Below are 15,320 nucleotides of genomic sequence, written 5' to 3'. Positions count from 1 at the left end.
AACGGCGGAAATCCGCCATTGATGACGTAAGCATGCACAGTATCAGCAAGACCACGCGGGCCACCCTGATCGGCCTGCTCGCCATCCTTTTATGGAGTTCGATCGTCGGCCTGATCCGCAGCGTGAGCGCAAGCTTCGGGGCGACCGGCGGCGCGGCGCTGATCTATACGGTCGCCTCGATCCTGCTGCTGCTCACGGTCGGCCCGAGCAAGGTGCGCGCCTTTCCGCGCGCCTACCTGGCCTGGGGCAGCCTCCTGTTCGTCGCCTACGAAATGTGCCTGGCGCTGTCGATCGGCTACGCCAATACCAACCGCCAGGCCATCGAGGTCGGCATGGTGAACTACCTGTGGCCGGCCTTCACCATGGTGTTCGCCATCCTGTTCAACGGCCAGAAGACGCGCTGGCCGATCGTGCCCGGCGTGGCGCTGGCGATCGCCGGCGTGTGCTGGGTGCTGGGCGGCGATGCCGGCCTCGATCCGGCCGCGATGGCGGCCAACGTGCGCGACAACCCGCTCAGCTACGGCCTGGCCTTCGCCGGCACCCTGATCTGGGCCAGCTACTGCACCGTCACCGCGCGCATCGCCAACGGCAGCAATGGCGTGACGCTGTTCTTCATGCTTACTGCCATCGCGCTGTGGATCGAGTACCTGGTCATTGGCGGCGAGCCGATGCGGGTCGACACCCAGGCAGTCGTCCACCTGCTGCTCGCTGCCGCCGCCATGGGCTTCGGCTACGCGGCATGGAACGTCGGCATCTTGCATGGCAACGTCACGGTGCTGGCCGGGGCCTCTTACTTCATTCCCGTGCTCTCGGCCGCGCTGGCGGCGCTGGTGCTCGATACCCCGCTATCGTTCTCGTTCTGGCAAGGTGCGGCGATGGTATGTGCGGGATCTGTCCTGTGCTGGATCGCAACGAGGCGTAGGTCCTGACGGCGCAACATATTGCACCATTCGGTCAAATGCACGACAATGAGAATAATTCTCATTTTCATTTGCCAATTCCTTGTCTACTACTCGCCTATCTGAAGAAAGCAGCGCATGACGGCGCAAGTGCTGGCCGCTGCGCTGTTGGGCATGGCCGCCTTTGCCGCGGCGGTCGGCGGCTTCCTGGCGCTTGGCCTGACGACCGAACGTCACTGGCAAGAGACTGGCAAGGTCAGCCGCAGGCCAGGCCTGCGCAGGTGCATACAGGCGCTCGGCGCGCTGGCCTTGATTGCATCCTTGTTATGCTGCGCGGCGCTGCGCAGGAATGGGTACGGTTTCGTGCCCTGGATCGCCTTCCTGACGGCGGCGGTATGGATCGCGATCGGCTTGTTGTCGCAGACGAGACTGAACGCGGCGCGCGTGGCGCGCCTGGTCGGCATGCTGGCGGCGGCGAGCTGCATGGCGGCGCTGGCACTGCGGTTCGGCTAACTACGCAAAAACGTCGTCCCCGCGCAGGCGGGGACCCAAGTTTGCACGCATTACGACAACGCGGGCAGTACTTGGGTCCCCGCCTTCGCGGGGACGACGTTCATGGGCTAGCTGAAGAAAAGCGCCGCGGACTTATTTGCCGCCCGCCAGCAGCATCTCGTTCAGGCGCTTCACGAACGAGGCCGGGTCGGCCAGGCTGCCGCCTTCGGCCAGCATCGCCTGGTCGAACAGGATGTGCGACCAGTCGACGAAGCGGGCGCCGCTTGCGTCCTCGTACTTCAGGCGCTGCACCAGCGGGTGGTCCGGGTTGATCTCGAGGATAGGCTTCGACTCCGGGGCTTCCTGGCCGGCGGCCTTCAGCATGCGCAGCAGATTGCCGGACAACTCGTTTTCGTCCGCCACCAGGCAGGCCGGCGAGTCGGTCAGGCGGAAGGTCACGCGCACGTCCTTGGCCTTCTCACCCAGCGCGCCCTTCATGCTCTCGACCAGCTCTTTATAGCCGGCTTCGGTCTCGGCGTGTTCCTTCTTCTCGGCCTCGTCTTCCAGCGCGCCCAGGTCCAGGCCGCCCTTGGCGACCGACACCAGTTCCTTGCCTTCGAACTCGGTGAAGAACGACAGCATCCATTCGTCGACGCGGTCGGTCATCAGGATCACCTCGACGCCCTTCTTGCGGAAGATCTCGAGGTGCGGGCTGTTCTTCGCTGCCTGGTAGTTGTCGGCGGTGACGTAATAGATCTTGTCCTGGCCTTCCTTCATGCGGCCGACATAGTCGGCGAACGACACGGTCTGCTCGGTCGAGTCAGTGCCGGTCGAGGCGAAGCGCAGCAGCTTGGCGATACGGTCCTTGTTGGTGGTGTCTTCGCCGACGCCTTCCTTGAGCACCTGGCCGAATTCCTTCCAGAAGGTCGCGTACTTGTCCTTGCCGTCCTGCTCTTCGGAGTTCGCCATTTCCTCGAGCATGCCCAGTACGCGCTTGGTCGAGCCTTCGCGGATCACGCGCACGTCGCGCGACTCTTGCAGGATCTCGCGCGAGACGTTCAGCGGCAGGTCGGCCGAGTCGATCACACCCTTGATGAAGCGCAGGTAGGTCGGCATCAGCTGCTCGGCATCGTCCATGATGAACACGCGCTTGACGTACAGCTTGATGCCGCCGCGCTTGTTGCGGTCCCACAGGTCGAACGGGGCGTGGGCCGGCACGTACAGCAGCTGGGTGTACTCGCTGCGGCCTTCGACGCGGTTGTGGGTGTAGGTCAGCGGCTCCTGGAAGTCGTGCGAAACGTGCTTGTAGAACTCGTTGTACTGCTCTTCGGTGATGTCCGATTTGCTGCGCGCCCACAGCGCGCTGGCCTGGTTCACGGTCTCGAGTTCGTCCTTGACGACGGTCGCCTTCTGCTCTTCGTCCCACTCTTCCTTCTGCATCACGATCGGCAGCGAGATGTGGTCGGAGTACTTGCGGATGATCGACTTGAGCTTCCACGACGACAGCAGTTCTTCTTCACCTTCGCGCAGGTGCAGGATCACGTCGGTGCCGCGGCCCGTCTTCTCGATCTGCTCGATCGAGTAGTCGCCCTCGCCGCGCGATTCCCAGCGCACGCCCTGTTCGGCGAAGGCGCCGGCGCGGCGGGTATTGACGACGATTTTCTCGGCCACGATGAAGCCCGAGTAGAAGCCCACGCCGAACTGGCCGATCAGGGCCGCATCCTGCTGCTGGTCGCCCGACAGCTTGCTGAAGAATTCCTTGGTGCCCGATTTGGCGATGGTGCCCAGGTGCGAGATCACCTCGTCGCGGCTCATGCCGATGCCGTTGTCCGAGATCGTGATGGTTTTCGCATCCTTGTCGAACGAGACCTTGATCTTGAGTTCATGGTCGTTGCCGTACAGGGCGTCGTCGTTGATCGCCTCGAAGCGCAGCTTGTCGGCCGCGTCGGACGCGTTCGAGATCAGTTCGCGCAGGAAGATCTCCTTGTTCGAATACAGGGAGTGGATCATCAGCTGCAGCAGCTGTTTTACTTCTGCCTGGAAGCCAAGGGTTTCTTTTTCGGCGTTCGCCATCTTGTTCCTCGTTAAAAACTTAGGGGGGTTGGTCAGACTCGGAGGCATATAAGGATGCTAGGGAGGATTTCAAGAGTATTTTTGACAAGAAAGATGCCGCCATGATGAAAAGCGCACTTTTTTTGCGCCACCGTGTCGAATCCTGCCATCCTCATTCGTCGTCAGGAAAGCAGCACCCCATCCAACTCGATCCAGGAGAACACCATGAACCAGCCCGTGCGCCCCATCCCCGAAGGCTACCGTACCGTCACCCCGCACCTGGTGTGCGAAGGCGCGGCGGACGCGATCGCGTTCTACCAGAAAGCCTTTGGCGCCGTCGAGATTGCCCGCATGCCGGGGCCGGGCGGCAAGATCATGCATGCCGAGATCCGAATCGGCGACTCGCCCATCATGCTGGCTGACGACTTTCCCGACTATGGCAGCCGCGGACCGCTGGCCCTGAAAGGCACGCCGGTGGTCATCCACCTGTACGTGAATGACGCCGACGCCGCGTGGGCACAGGCGCTCGAGGCCGGCGCCAAGCCGACGATGCCGCTGTCCGACATGTTCTGGGGCGATCGCTATGGCCAGGTGGCCGATCCGTTCGGCCACCGCTGGTCGATCGCTACCCACAAGCAGGACCTGACGCCGGAGCAGATCATGGAAGGCTTCAATAAGATGATGGCGGCCGGTGGCGGCTGCCCGGGCGAGCAAGCCAGCTAGCAATCCGGCTAACTTAGTCGCCGCGCCCCTCCAAAAAACGCCACACGCCCGGATCCTGCAGCGCCGCCAGGTTCAGCCGCATCCGGGTCGACGGCTGCTGGCTGGGCGAAAACAGGCTGCCCGGCGCCAGCAGCAAGTCGTGCTGCATGGCGCGCGCCGCCAGCGCATTGGTGTCCGTGCCGGCATCGACCCACAGGAACATGCCGGCCGCCGGCGCCGGGTCGACCCGCATCCCGAGCGCCTCGAGCCGGCGCAGCGCGCCCGGCCGCGCCGCATCCAGGCGGCCGCGCACGCGGTCGAGGTGCTTGCGGTGGTGGCCTTCGGCCAGGATTTTATAGACCACGCGCTCGCCGATATCGCTGGTGCTGAGCGTGGCCAGCATCTTGCGGTCGGCCAGCAGCGCGGCCCGTTCGCGCGAGGTGGCGATGAAGCCGACCCGCAGGTTGGCCGCCATCGATTTCGAGAAGCCGCCCAGGTAGATCACGCGCCGCAGGCCGTCCAGCGCGGCCAGGCGGGTGGCGCCGCCCGGGTGCAGGCCGCAATAGATGTCGTCCTCGACCACCAGGAAGTCGTGCTGCTCGGCCAGGCGCAGCATCTGGAAGGCCTTGGCCGCCGACACCGAGGTCGAACTGGGATTGTGCAGCACCGAGTTGATGACGAACAGGCGCGGCCGATGCAGGGCGGCGAGTTCTTCGAGCCGCGCCAGGTCGGGACCGTCGGCCAGGCGCGGCACGCCCACCACCTTCAGGCCCATCGCCGCGAACGAACCGAACATCAGGAACCAGGCCGGATCGTCGACCAGCACCGTGTCGCCGGACTGGCAGAACGCGCGCGCCACCAGGTCCAGCGCCTGGGTCACGCCGAGCGTGGTCACCAGCTGCTCGGGCCCCGCGTCGATCTCGAGTTCGGCCAGGGTCAATTGCAGCTGCTGGCGCAGCGGCAGGAAGCCGTGCGGAGAGCCATAGCTGAGCAGGCCGTCGCAGTTCTGGCGGCTGAGCGCGCGCAGCGCGTTGGCGACTGCCGGGCCGTCGAGCCAGTCGGCCGGCAGCACGCCGGAGCCCGGCGCCAGCCCGAGCGGGGCCTGGCGAAACATGCTGCGCACCAGCCAGGCGATGTCGAGCTCGGCCGGGACCGGCGCCGGCTGCGCCATCGGCAAGCCGCGCGCCTGGGCCTGGCGTTCGCGCACGAAGAAGCCGGCGCCGCGCCGCGATTCCAGATAACCCTGCGCCACCAGCCGGTCGTAGCTGGCCACGACGGTGAACGGCGACACCCCGTGGCTGGCGGCGAAGCGCCTGATCGACGGCATGCGCGCGCCGGGACGCAGCAGGCGCTCGTCGACACGCGCCGCGACCGCGCTCACGATCTGGTCGGCCAGCGGCGCGCCGGAATCGCGCGCCAGTGTAAAGGAGAGTGTATCGGTCATTTCACCACCACAGTCGGCAAATTATCGCTTGAAGTGTACTGGGACTGTATTGGTCCTTGCAGCTAGGATAGACCCACTACCCCGTTGCCGCAAGCCCGATCAAGGACACCCGATGACCACCCTCGCCCGCCCCATCCCGACCGCCAGCCACGACGAAGCGCGCGGCATGCTCCTCGGCCTGGTGGGCGTGGCGATGTTCAGCCTGACCTTGCCGTTCACCCGCCTGGCAGTGGCCGAACTCGACCCGCTGTTCATCGCCCTCGGGCGCGCGCTCGGTGCGGCGCTGCTGGCCGGCCTGTGGCTCGGATGGCGGCGCGCGCCCCTGCCGCCGCGCGCCGCGCTGGCGCCGCTGGCCTTGGTGGCGCTGGGCGTGGTGATCGGCTTTCCGCTCCTGAGCTCGATCGCCCTGCGCTGGGTGTCGGCCTCGCACGGCGCGGTGCTGGCCGGCCTGCTGCCGCTGATGACGGCCCTGTACAGCGCCATGCGCGGCGACGAGCGGCCGTCCGCCGCCTTCTGGCTGATGGCCGTGCTCGGCGCGGCGCTGGTGATCGCGTTTGCCCTGTCCCAGGGCGGCGGCGCCCTGCACCTGGCCGACCTGCTGATGTTCCTGGCCATGGCGGCCGGCGCCGTCGGCTATGCCGAGGGCGGCAAGCTGGCGCGCACCCTGGGCGGCCCCGAGACGATCTCGTGGGCGCTGCTGCTGGCGCTGCCGCTGGTGGCGCCGCTGCTGGCCTGGCATTACATCCCACGGCTGGACGCGTTCGCCGGCGTCGGCGCCGCGGCCTGGGCGGGGCTGGCCTACATCACCGTGTTCTCGATGTTCATCGGCTTCTTTTTCTGGTACCGCGGACTGGCCCTGGGCGGAATCGCCCGGGTCGGCCAGGTGCAGCTGTTGCAGCCGTTTATGAGCCTGGTCGGCGCGGCCGTGCTGCTGGGCGAAGCGCTGACCCTGCACAACAGCCTGTTCGCGCTGGCCGTGATCGGTGTCGTGTTCGCCGGACGGCGGCTGCAGGTGGGGCGCCGTCCGGCTTGACGATCGCACCCGATGTGCATGACGCTGGCTCAACGTACAATACCGCCTTCATTCACGCAACTTATGGAAAACACCATGTCCGTCTACGACAAACTCAAGGAACTGAACATCACCCTGGAAGCGCCAGCCACCCCGGCCGCGGCCTACGTCATGTACGTGCAGACCGGCAACCTGGTGTTCATCTCGGGCCATATCGCCAAGAACAAAGACGGCAGCATCAACGCCGGCATCCTGGGCCGCGACAAGACCACGGCGGATGGCCAGGCCGCCGCGCGCTCGGTCGCGATCGACCTGATCGGCACCCTGCAGGAAGCCGTGGGCGGCGACCTGAACCGCGTCAAGCGCATCGTCAAGCTGATGAGCCTGGTCGCGTCGACCCCGGACTACAACGAACAACACCTGGTCACCAATGGCGCCTCGGAACTGATCGGCGAAGTGTTCGGCGACGCCGGCAAGCACGCACGCTCGGCCTTCGGCGTTGCGTCGCTGCCGCGCGGCACCTGCGTCGAGATCGAAATGATCGTGGAAGTGGCATAAAGCCGTCGATAACGTGTCTACAACCGGCATTAATTTGTCGGTAAATCAATTACTGTTGTACCTCGCGCGGCTGACCCGGCTCCATTCGCCGACGTGAGCCGCCAACGCGGCGTGTTTTATATAATGGCCCGGCACGACCGTGCACCTTCCTGTGAGACGAGTATGAAAATCGAAAACCCCAATCCCATCCAGTGGCAGTTCTCGGAACGCGCCCAGCAGCTGCAAAGCTCGTTCATCCGCGAGATCCTGAAGATCACCCAGCGTCCGGAGATCATCTCGTTCGCCGGTGGCCTGCCATCGCCAGCCACCTTCCCGGTCGAGCGCATGAAAGCCGCTTACGACAAGGTCCTGAGCGAGAACGACAAAGTCGCGCTGCAATATGGCCCGACCGATGGCTACGCGCCGCTGCGTGAGTGGATTGCCGGTTCGCTGTCGACGGAAGGCTCGACGATCCTGCCGGAACAGATCCTCATGACCTCGGGTTCGCAGCAAGCGCTCGACCTGCTGGGCAAGGTGCTGATCGACGAAGGCAGCCGCGTGCTGGTCGAGACCCCGAGCTACCTGGGCGCGCTGCAGGCGTTTTCGGTCTACCGTCCAGAATTCAAGTCGGTCGAGACCGACGAACACGGCCTGGTGCCGTCGTCGCTGGAAGGCATCGCGCAAGGCGCGCGCATGCTGTACGCGCTGCCGAACTTCCAGAACCCGACCGGCCGCTCGCTGTCGGTCGAGCGCCGCCAGGAACTGGTGGAAACCTGCGCCCGCCTGGGCGTGCCGCTGATCGAGGACGATCCCTACGGCTCGCTGAGCTACAAAGGCGCGCCGAGCCCGAAGATGGTGACCATGAACCCGGACGGCGTCATCTACATGGGTTCGTTCTCGAAGGTGCTGACCCCGGGCATCCGCCTGGGCTATGTCTGCGCCCCGCTGCCGCTGGTGCGCCGCCTCGAGCTGGCCAAGCAGGCAGCCGACCTGCACACCGCCCAGCTGACCCAGATGGTGGTGCACGAAGTCGTCAAGGACGGCTTCCTGGACCAGCACATCCCGACCATCCGCCAGCTGTACGGCGACCAGTGCCAGGTGATGCTGGACGCGATGCAGGAACACTTCCCGGCCGGCGTGAGCTGGACCAAGCCCGAAGGCGGCATGTTCATCTGGGTCACCCTGCCGCAACAGGTCGACGCCATGAAGCTGCTGGAGCAGTCGCTGGCCGCGCGCGTGGCCTTCGTGCCGGGCGCGCCGTTCTACGCCAACAATCCTGCCACTAACACGCTGCGCCTGTCCTTCGTGACCGTGCCGCCTGAGCGCATCCGCGAAGGCATCGCGGTCCTCGGCAAGCTGATCGCCGGCATGCTGTAATGTCCAGGGGGGCCGCAAACGCGGCCCTTTTTTTCGGTCGACTGTCAGTCGATACCGGTATCATTTGCGGCGTTACGCCGGGCCAATGGCGGGTCAGTTGCGATAGTGCAACAATAGCATCGTCTTGTGGATTTTAGGCAAGGTTAACTGTCCAAAATCTGCGTGTAAAAGAGTATGATTTCTCGTCACTGATGAGGTCAATCCGCCACCGATGATGCATCCTGCCCTAGCGCTCGCCGCACCGGCGCGCCAATCCGCGATTCTGATCGTCGACGACGCTCCCGACAGCCTCGGGCTGCTGCAGGACATGATGCGCCAGCAGGGCTACCAGACCTTCGTCGCCAGTTCCGGCAAGCGCGCGCTCGACATCGCCACCCGCGTCCAGCCCGACCTGATCCTGCTCGATGTCATCCTGCCCGACCTCGACGGCCTGGAAATCTGCCGCCGCCTGAAACGCCAGCCCGATACCGCCCACATCCCCGTCATCTTCGTCAGCGCCTGCGGCGAGACCGAGGACATCGTCGCCGGCTTCGACACCGGCGCCGCCGACTACATCGCCAAGCCGGTGCGCATGGCCGAAGTGTGTGCCCGCGTGCGCGCCCAGCTGCGGCTGCGCAGCAGCAGCGAAAGCCAGAAGCAGCAGGCCGAGCGCCTGCAGCTGATCGTCGACGGCATGGACGAGGGCCTGATGCTGGTCGACTGCGAAGGCCGCGTGGTATACGCTAACCCGGCCTGCGAGCGCTTCCTGTCCCAGCCCAAGGAAGTGCTGGAGGGCGAGCTGCTGGCCGACCTGGTCGAGCCGCCCGCCGCCTACGACTACGCCGACTACTTCGCCCAGCCGCTCGATGCCGAGGCGACCGCGCGCTGCCGCGGCACGCGCGAGGTGCTGGTGCGCCAGTCGGACGGCACCATGCGCGCGATGGACCTGAGCCTGTCGCCGATGGCCGGCGGCGAGGCGCTGTTCGTCGCCCTGCTGCACGACATCACCCACCACAAGCAGTCCGAGACCGCGCTGCAGCGCGCCGCCCTGGTCGACCCGCTGACGCGCATCGCCAACCGCCGCCACTTCGATGCCTTCCTGGACAAGGAATGGCAGCGCGCCATCCGCAGCGGCCAGCCGTTGTCGCTGATTGTGCTCGACGTCGACCATTTCAAGGGCTACAACGACAGCCTGGGCCACGCCGCCGGCGACGCCTGCCTGCAGGCCATCGCCGAAGCGCTGCAATCGCATGCGATGCGCCCGACCGACCTGGCCGCGCGCTACGGCGGCGAGGAATTCGTGGTGCTGCTGGCCGATACCGGCTCCAGTGCGGCGGCGCGTCTGGGCGAGTCGATCCGCGCCCACATCGAGCGCCTGGCCATTCCGAATCCGCGCTCCGAGGGGTCCGGGGTGGTGACGGTCAGCGTGGGCGTAGCGTGCATCGTGCCGACCCTGTTCGACGATATCCGCACGTTCTTCATCTCGGCCGACCGCGCGATGTACGAGGCCAAGGCGCGCGGGCGTAACCAGGTGGTGGTGGCGCAGGCGGGAGCGGCGTGGGAGCAAATGCGGGGCGGGATGGCACACTGACATAAATCGATCTTCTTCGCGTCAGTTGGACGCCGACATCCCGATATCGATCACTATTCCATGCGCGACTCCCACTACCCTCAATCCGGTGAACCGATCGTCTTCTTCGATTTTGAAACCACTGGCCTATGCTCTAAGAAGGACCGCATCATTGAGGTCGCCGCTGTCAAATATATTCCCGGCGCGCAATCGCATCCTCATATGACACAGCTGATCGAATTTGACTGGCATCACCGATGAGATGTTGCGGGCCGGCGGCCGGCCAATGCAAGAGGTCTTGGACGAGTTCATCGACTTCGTGGGCGATCATGATCTGGTGGCATTCAACATCAATTTTGATGCGAAATTTCTCAATGCCGCCATCGAGCGGCATGGCCGTCGGCCGCTCAGCAACATCGGACATTGCGCGCTGGCCAGCGCAAGGGCAGCATGGCCCGATCTGCCGAATCATAAACTGGTTTATCTCGCCTCTCATCTCCAACTCGACACTGGCACCGCACATCGGGCGCTGAACGACACGCTCCTGGCGCTGGAAGTGTATTTCCTGTCCCGCCATGCCGCTGTTCCAGCAAGACCAGACAAGGGCGTGAACAAAGCGATCAAGACCGGAGCTCCCGCCGTCATCCCGACCATTACAGGCCCGCGGCAGTTTCGCATAGAGGTTCTCGGGACGCGACGCCATCAGGAGGCCTTCGAACTCGTATGTGGCCCTCGAACACAAAAAGGGACGGTTCTCGACATTCAAGTGCAATTGCGTATCGAAGCGATGTCGAATGCCGTAAAAGTCTTGCTGAACGAAGAAGTGGTGGGAAATCTGGCTCCGCGCATGGCCCAGGATTTCCGACGAGCGGTCGTCGAGGGGGATCTGGCTGAGTTCAAGCATTTTGAATGTGCCGCCAAGATCCGCGGCGGAAGGATCAGCGATTCGCCAAACGACGGTTTCTATGTGATGTGGCTCGATATTCCGCAGGACGACGATTGAGATGGAGACGCCACGCACACGTTTGGCGTCTTGCAGTTGCGGCGCGTTGAGGGCGCAAGTCAGCGGTGAACCACTCCGCGTCTCGATCTGCCACTGCCTGAATTGTCAGCGCCGTAGTGGCAGCGTGTTCGCGGCGCAGGCCAGGTTCCGGCGCGAGCAAGTGGCGGTATCCGGCACCTCGACCAGTTTCGTGCTGGTAGGAGACGAAGGTTCGCGCGCGAATTTCCACTTCTGCCCGGTCTGCGGTGCGACGGTCTATTACCAGACCGAAGGCGCAGAGGAATCCGTCGTCATCCCGATCGGGGCGTTCGCCGAGGCCAGCTTTCCGGCGCCGACGGTGTCGGTGTATGAGCATCGCATGCACGCTTGGGTGGTTCCTCCGCCCGACGCCGAGCATATCTCCTAACGTATCAAGCGTCACACCGATCACCTGTACTGCGCACGATGTCGCCTACGGCCCAGCGGGCATTCATGACCGGCAATCCGGCGGCAGCGATACCGGTTGAGGAGGCATCGCCGCCAACCGGTCGTGGGGTACTGCTGCGCTGGTCCAACTGTCGGTGCGCCGAAGATCGATTCCATAGGGCGGCTCCAGCCAATCGGTGCCGCCGCCTTCTTCGTATTCCTCCGAAGCGCGCCAGAAGCAAGCATCCTCGTCTGAAAAGAGGAGCCGCCAATGATCCTCTGTGGCCAGTATGGCGTCGGCCTGAACGGAAAGCGTCGCGCCGTTTCGGCGCTGTTCAACGGCAGCGATTGCGGCAAGATACTCCCAATAGCGGCAGCGGTCGATCGGCATGCCGATCGAATCGTCGTAGGGATGCGTTTCAAACCCGAACCACCCGATCAGCGCTGACGCGCCATCGAACAGCGCGATCGCTTTGGCGGCCACCAATCCACATGCGCCGAATTCACCCCGCGCGAGTTGATGGTGATATAGATACGCGTATTGTCCAAGCAACTGGAACCGGTGCCGTCCCTTGTCGATGTCCTCCATCTCTCGCAGCCATTGCGCGCCGGCCTCCATGAGCGCCGTGGCGCCGCTGCGGCCGCAGTAATGCGCCTGCCAGAGCCGCGCCACCGCCGAATCTCTCATCAGCTGACCAACCCGCCACGCCGGTGGACTCTCCGCAACCGCGCCCTGCAGCCGTTCCCAGTGCTCCTCGCCGCCTTCCATGGCCAAGACATGGCGCAAGTGATACAGGCGAAAATCCAGGCCAATCCTCTCTTCGTCGAACAATTCGAAGAAATCCCGGGGTTGCGCATCATAGGCAGATACCAGATAGCGAATGCCCAGTGTTTCTTCCCTCGTAAATGGTGAACCTGCCGTCAAGCCGCTACTGTGAGCGTAGGGATGTTTCGCGTGCTCCAGCGCCCACTCAGGCTCCAGTCCACTCACGCGCGCCCATTGTTGCCGGGAGCCGAAGCGCTGCGTATCGTGCGCTGCGATCGCGAACATGCTGTCAACGAACAAGCCACGCACCTGTTTCCATAGCGCCGGGTGATCATGTCGCTTTACCGTGCACGGCCAGTGCACGATTGCCTGAGGCAAGATCGCCAGCAAGATCCGATGCTGCTCCTGGGCGTCACCGGCCGCGTCGTCCGCCTGGTCCATGGCCCATCGCTCGTGTGCCGACGCCGGTTCCGCGCACTCCTGCGCTTCTATGCGTTTCCTTCGATGGGCCCGCATTGCTTCCTGACGGCGTCGCAATGCGACCACCACGCGGATGAACCAGCCCCGGGCGCAAGAAGCGTCCTGCCCGATGGCGAGGCAGGCGTTTTTGTCCGCACTGGCCAAGTCTCCGAGTGCGAGGTAGGCGTCGGCGCGTTCAACGAAGTCGGCAGCACTCGGCTCGCCCCCGCCCTGCCTTGCCTCGCTGGCCTCCTGCACTTGCAGCGCATGTAATGCAAAGGAAGGAATGGCGCGCGCGTCCTCCCGCCTGCCGACAGATAGCTGGTCTTCCAGCCGATCCACACGCAGGTCGAGACCTGGCTGGGCCAGTGTGGCGCGCACCGAAGCCATGCGATCGAGCCAGTGACGATAGATCTCCATGCGCCTTTGCATGACGCCTTCGATGCTGACAAGCTCGCCGTCCAGCACATGCGTTTCCATGCGACCAGTGATGACGTCAATGACCTTGCCCGTGTCGCCGACGAACAGTGCATCGAGGTCCAGCAGGTTGTGCACCAGATTATCGAGGTGCACGTCCTTGAGCTGATTCAAGGTTGCGTCTTCGCCAGCTGCTCGACGCCGCCCTTGACTGCCAATCAGGCGCTCATGTCGCCAGTACTTGTTGAGCGTTTCCCGCAGATACGGTGGACACGGGGTTTCTCCCGTCAGCCGTTCGACGGTGGCCTGCACCCCGTCACTCGCCTTCTTTCTTGCCATCACCTATTCCTTTACGTCTGGCCGCCAAACCCTCCCGGCCATTCCTTCTCCGCACTCCCGTCACCGAACTACTTCGTCCTCGGCTTCGGCTGCAGGTTACTACGCCCCAGTTGATAGACCGGGTCCTTGGGATTGAGTTGCCTCGATCGGTTATCGTTGGCCAACTTGCGAGCAATATGCTCGGGGTTGCGCTGGTTTGCGTGGTGATCAGCCTCTTTGCGGTTCATGATGTACTCCCGATGAAGTGGAAAGAGACTTCAGTGTAATTCTGTGGCCATGTCAAAAAAGCGCTTTCTGTATCGGATCACGCTTCGCGCGGATAACCCGTAATGCGCGCGATGTCGCGGTACATCGGCTGCAAGCGTCGGTACATCCGCAAATACACGTCCTTGTACAGGCGCTCGTAGACCACCCGGTTGCCTGGAACTGGCTCGAACACCCGCCCTACCCGCGTCATGCCGTCAATCGCGCTGGCAAAATCCGGATACAAGCCCAATCCCACGGCGGCATCGATCGCCGCCCCCAGCCCGGACGTCTCATACACATGCGGCCGCGCCGTCGGCAGGCCGAAGATATCGGCCGTGAGCTGCATCGCCGCGTCGCTCTGTGAGCCGCCGCCCGACACTCGCAGCTCGGTGATGCGCACGCCGCCCCGCCGCTCGATCCGCTCCTTGCCTTCGCGCAGCGCATACGCCAGCCCTTCCAGGATTGCGCGGTACACGTGGGCGCGGGTGTGGACGTCGCCGAATCCCACGATCGCCCCCTTGGCTTCGCGCCCCGGCAGGCGGATGCCCGGCGTCCAGTAGGGTTGCAGCATCAGCCCCATCGATCCCGGCGGCACGCTGCTGGCCAGCTCGTCGAACAGCCGTTCAGGCGCCACGTCTTCCAGCAGTGCGCGCGATTGTTCGTGGTGGCCGAACTGCTCCTTGAACCAGTTGACCATCCAGTAGCCGCGATACACCTGCTGCTCGATGCTGTACGCATCCGGCAGCGCGCTCGGATACGGCGGCACGAAACGCACCGCCTCGATGTAACGCTGCGAGGTGATGTTGATGGTGGCCGTGGTGCCGTAGCTGAGGCACGCCACGTGCGGCGCGCAGCAGCCGGCGCCGATCACTTCGCAGGCCTTGTCGGCGGCCGCCGCCAGCAGCGGCAAGCCCTCCGGGATGCCCGTATCGAACGCCGCCTGCGCGGTGACGCTGCCAAGGCGCGCACCGGGCGGCGCCAGCTCGGGCAACATGGAAGGCTTCACGGCGAGTGCCTGCCACTGCCAGGCGCGCGGTCCGGCCCAGCGCCGGCGCCGGTAGTCGAAAGGAATATAGGCCACCTGCGAGCCGCTAGAATCGACGAAGCGGCCGCCAAGGCGCCAGTTCAGGTAGCCCGACAGCAGCAGGAACTTGTCGGTAGCATCCCAGACCTCGGGCTGGTGGGCGCGGATCCAGTTGATCTCGGCTTCGCCGGCCAGGTGCCGCATGGTGCCGGCCACGCCCGCCACGCGAAAGGCCGCGCGCCACAGCGGTCCGATCGGCGGGACGTCTTCGGTGCGGCGCTGGTCGAGCCAGGTGATCGCGGGCCGCAGCGGGCGGCCTTCGCGGTCCAGGTTGACCACGGTGCCGCGCTGGGCCGTGACGGCGACGCCGGCCAGGCGGGCGCGCTCGGCGCCGGGCTGTGTCCATAGCTGGCGGCAGGCCTGGCACAGCGCCTGCCAGTAGGCGTCGACGTCGTGCTCGTGCCAGCCCGGCTGCGGCGATCGGTAGTCGTCCAGCGCCACCTGCGACTTCGCCACCAGTTCGCCGCGCAAGTCGAACAGCAGGGCGCGCACGCTTTGCGTGCCGTTATCGATGGCCAGCAGCAGCGGCGCCTGCAC

Annotated in this window: 15 protein-coding genes; 10 read left to right on the top strand and 5 right to left on the bottom strand. The window is 64.7% G+C overall.

Annotated elements, in window-relative coordinates:
* The first annotated feature begins 32 nt into the window (after positions 1 to 32).
* Together yddG and FVD38_RS10805 are read left to right on the top strand one after the other, a co-directional pair.
* Positions 33 to 929, top strand: a complete 897-nt coding sequence (gene yddG / locus FVD38_RS10810) for an aromatic amino acid DMT transporter YddG (protein WP_147934833.1) — start codon at positions 33 to 35, stop codon at positions 927 to 929.
* Positions 930 to 1,037: 108 nt separating this feature from the next.
* Positions 1,038 to 1,412, top strand: a complete 375-nt coding sequence (locus tag FVD38_RS10805; protein WP_147934832.1) for a DUF3325 family protein — start codon at positions 1,038 to 1,040, stop codon at positions 1,410 to 1,412.
* Positions 1,413 to 1,544: 132 nt separating this feature from the next.
* On the opposite strand, the gene htpG is transcribed toward FVD38_RS10805, so the two are convergent.
* Complete coding sequence (gene htpG / locus FVD38_RS10800; protein WP_147934831.1) at positions 1,545 to 3,464, bottom strand: molecular chaperone HtpG; 1,920 nt, start codon at positions 3,462 to 3,464, stop codon at positions 1,545 to 1,547.
* Between the two features lie 204 nt (positions 3,465 to 3,668).
* Here htpG and FVD38_RS10795 point away from each other — a divergent pair, with 204 nt between their 5' ends.
* Entirely contained in the window at positions 3,669 to 4,166 is a 498-nt protein-coding gene (locus FVD38_RS10795) for a VOC family protein (RefSeq protein WP_147934830.1), read from the top strand.
* Positions 4,167 to 4,179: 13 nt separating this feature from the next.
* Here FVD38_RS10795 and FVD38_RS10790 read toward each other — a convergent pair whose 3' ends face one another.
* A complete protein-coding gene (locus FVD38_RS10790) occupies positions 4,180 to 5,589 on the bottom strand; it encodes an aminotransferase-like domain-containing protein (RefSeq protein ID WP_147934829.1) in 1,410 nt (469 codons plus the stop codon).
* A gap of 112 nt (positions 5,590 to 5,701) precedes the next feature.
* Here FVD38_RS10790 and FVD38_RS10785 point away from each other — a divergent pair, with 112 nt between their 5' ends.
* The 7 genes from FVD38_RS10785 (at position 5,702) to FVD38_RS10755 (ending at position 11,473) form a co-directional block, all read left to right on the top strand.
* Entirely contained in the window at positions 5,702 to 6,622 is a 921-nt protein-coding gene (locus FVD38_RS10785) for a DMT family transporter (RefSeq protein ID WP_147934828.1), read from the top strand.
* 75 nt (positions 6,623 to 6,697) lie between these two features.
* Positions 6,698 to 7,159 carry a RidA family protein gene (locus FVD38_RS10780; RefSeq protein WP_071362106.1) on the top strand — a complete coding sequence of 154 codons (462 nt, stop codon included), beginning with the start codon at positions 6,698 to 6,700 and terminating at the stop codon, positions 7,157 to 7,159.
* Between the two features lie 162 nt (positions 7,160 to 7,321).
* Positions 7,322 to 8,515: an aminotransferase-like domain-containing protein gene (locus FVD38_RS10775; RefSeq protein WP_147934827.1), complete on the top strand. Its 1,194-nt coding sequence runs from the start codon at positions 7,322 to 7,324 to the stop codon at positions 8,513 to 8,515.
* Between the two features lie 211 nt (positions 8,516 to 8,726).
* The gene (locus FVD38_RS10770; protein WP_147934826.1) at positions 8,727 to 10,085 is read left to right on the top strand and encodes a diguanylate cyclase; all 1,359 of its coding nucleotides are present in this window, start codon (positions 8,727 to 8,729) and stop codon (positions 10,083 to 10,085) included.
* 60 nt (positions 10,086 to 10,145) lie between these two features.
* On the top strand, positions 10,146 to 10,325 hold the full coding sequence (locus FVD38_RS27070; RefSeq protein WP_147934825.1) for an exonuclease domain-containing protein: 180 nt from the start codon (positions 10,146 to 10,148) through the stop codon (positions 10,323 to 10,325).
* Positions 10,306 to 11,067, top strand: a complete 762-nt coding sequence (locus FVD38_RS10760; protein ID WP_147934824.1) for a 3'-5' exonuclease — start codon at positions 10,306 to 10,308, stop codon at positions 11,065 to 11,067. Before FVD38_RS27070 ends, FVD38_RS10760 begins: the two co-directional genes overlap by 20 nt.
* A 1-nt stretch (position 11,068) precedes the next feature.
* Positions 11,069 to 11,473 carry a GFA family protein gene (locus tag FVD38_RS10755; protein ID WP_147934823.1) on the top strand — a complete coding sequence of 135 codons (405 nt, stop codon included), beginning with the start codon at positions 11,069 to 11,071 and terminating at the stop codon, positions 11,471 to 11,473.
* A 63-nt stretch (positions 11,474 to 11,536) separates the two neighbouring features.
* On the opposite strand, the gene FVD38_RS10750 is transcribed toward FVD38_RS10755, so the two are convergent.
* The 3 genes from FVD38_RS10750 to FVD38_RS10745 all read right to left on the bottom strand — a co-directional run bounded on the left by FVD38_RS10750 (position 11,537) and on the right by FVD38_RS10745 (position 15,320).
* Positions 11,537 to 13,453, bottom strand: coding sequence for a hypothetical protein (locus FVD38_RS10750; protein ID WP_147934822.1), 1,917 nt, complete (start codon positions 13,451 to 13,453; stop codon positions 11,537 to 11,539).
* A gap of 68 nt (positions 13,454 to 13,521) precedes the next feature.
* Positions 13,522 to 13,680, bottom strand: a complete 159-nt coding sequence (locus FVD38_RS26465; protein WP_187271547.1) for a hypothetical protein — start codon at positions 13,678 to 13,680, stop codon at positions 13,522 to 13,524.
* A gap of 77 nt (positions 13,681 to 13,757) precedes the next feature.
* On the bottom strand, positions 13,758 to 15,320 hold the full coding sequence (locus FVD38_RS10745) for an FGGY-family carbohydrate kinase (protein WP_147934889.1): 1,563 nt from the start codon (positions 15,318 to 15,320) through the stop codon (positions 13,758 to 13,760).

It is taken from the genome of Massilia arenae (assembly GCF_008014745.1).
Lineage (GTDB): Bacteria > Pseudomonadota > Gammaproteobacteria > Burkholderiales > Burkholderiaceae_D > Telluria > Telluria arenae.
The sequence above is the reverse complement of the archived record's forward strand: the minus strand, read 5'-3'. Positions and strand labels throughout refer to the sequence as shown.

Coding starts and splice junctions, on each gene's coding strand:
- FVD38_RS10755 (WP_147934823.1), top strand. CDS start 11,069: ATGGAGACGCCACGCACACGTTTGGCGTCTTGCAGTTGCGGCGCGTTG.
- FVD38_RS10795 (WP_147934830.1), top strand. CDS start 3,669: ATGAACCAGCCCGTGCGCCCCATCCCCGAAGGCTACCGTACCGTCACC.
- FVD38_RS26465 (WP_187271547.1), bottom strand. CDS start 13,680: ATGAACCGCAAAGAGGCTGATCACCACGCAAACCAGCGCAACCCCGAG.
- FVD38_RS10775 (WP_147934827.1), top strand. CDS start 7,322: ATGAAAATCGAAAACCCCAATCCCATCCAGTGGCAGTTCTCGGAACGC.
- FVD38_RS10790 (WP_147934829.1), bottom strand. CDS start 5,589: ATGACCGATACACTCTCCTTTACACTGGCGCGCGATTCCGGCGCGCCG.
- FVD38_RS10780 (WP_071362106.1), top strand. CDS start 6,698: ATGTCCGTCTACGACAAACTCAAGGAACTGAACATCACCCTGGAAGCG.
- FVD38_RS10785 (WP_147934828.1), top strand. CDS start 5,702: ATGACCACCCTCGCCCGCCCCATCCCGACCGCCAGCCACGACGAAGCG.
- FVD38_RS10805 (WP_147934832.1), top strand. CDS start 1,038: ATGACGGCGCAAGTGCTGGCCGCTGCGCTGTTGGGCATGGCCGCCTTT.
- FVD38_RS10770 (WP_147934826.1), top strand. CDS start 8,727: ATGATGCATCCTGCCCTAGCGCTCGCCGCACCGGCGCGCCAATCCGCG.
- FVD38_RS10750 (WP_147934822.1), bottom strand. CDS start 13,453: ATGGCAAGAAAGAAGGCGAGTGACGGGGTGCAGGCCACCGTCGAACGG.
- htpG (WP_147934831.1), bottom strand. CDS start 3,464: ATGGCGAACGCCGAAAAAGAAACCCTTGGCTTCCAGGCAGAAGTAAAA.
- yddG (WP_147934833.1), top strand. CDS start 33: ATGCACAGTATCAGCAAGACCACGCGGGCCACCCTGATCGGCCTGCTC.
- FVD38_RS27070 (WP_147934825.1), top strand. CDS start 10,146: ATGCGCGACTCCCACTACCCTCAATCCGGTGAACCGATCGTCTTCTTC.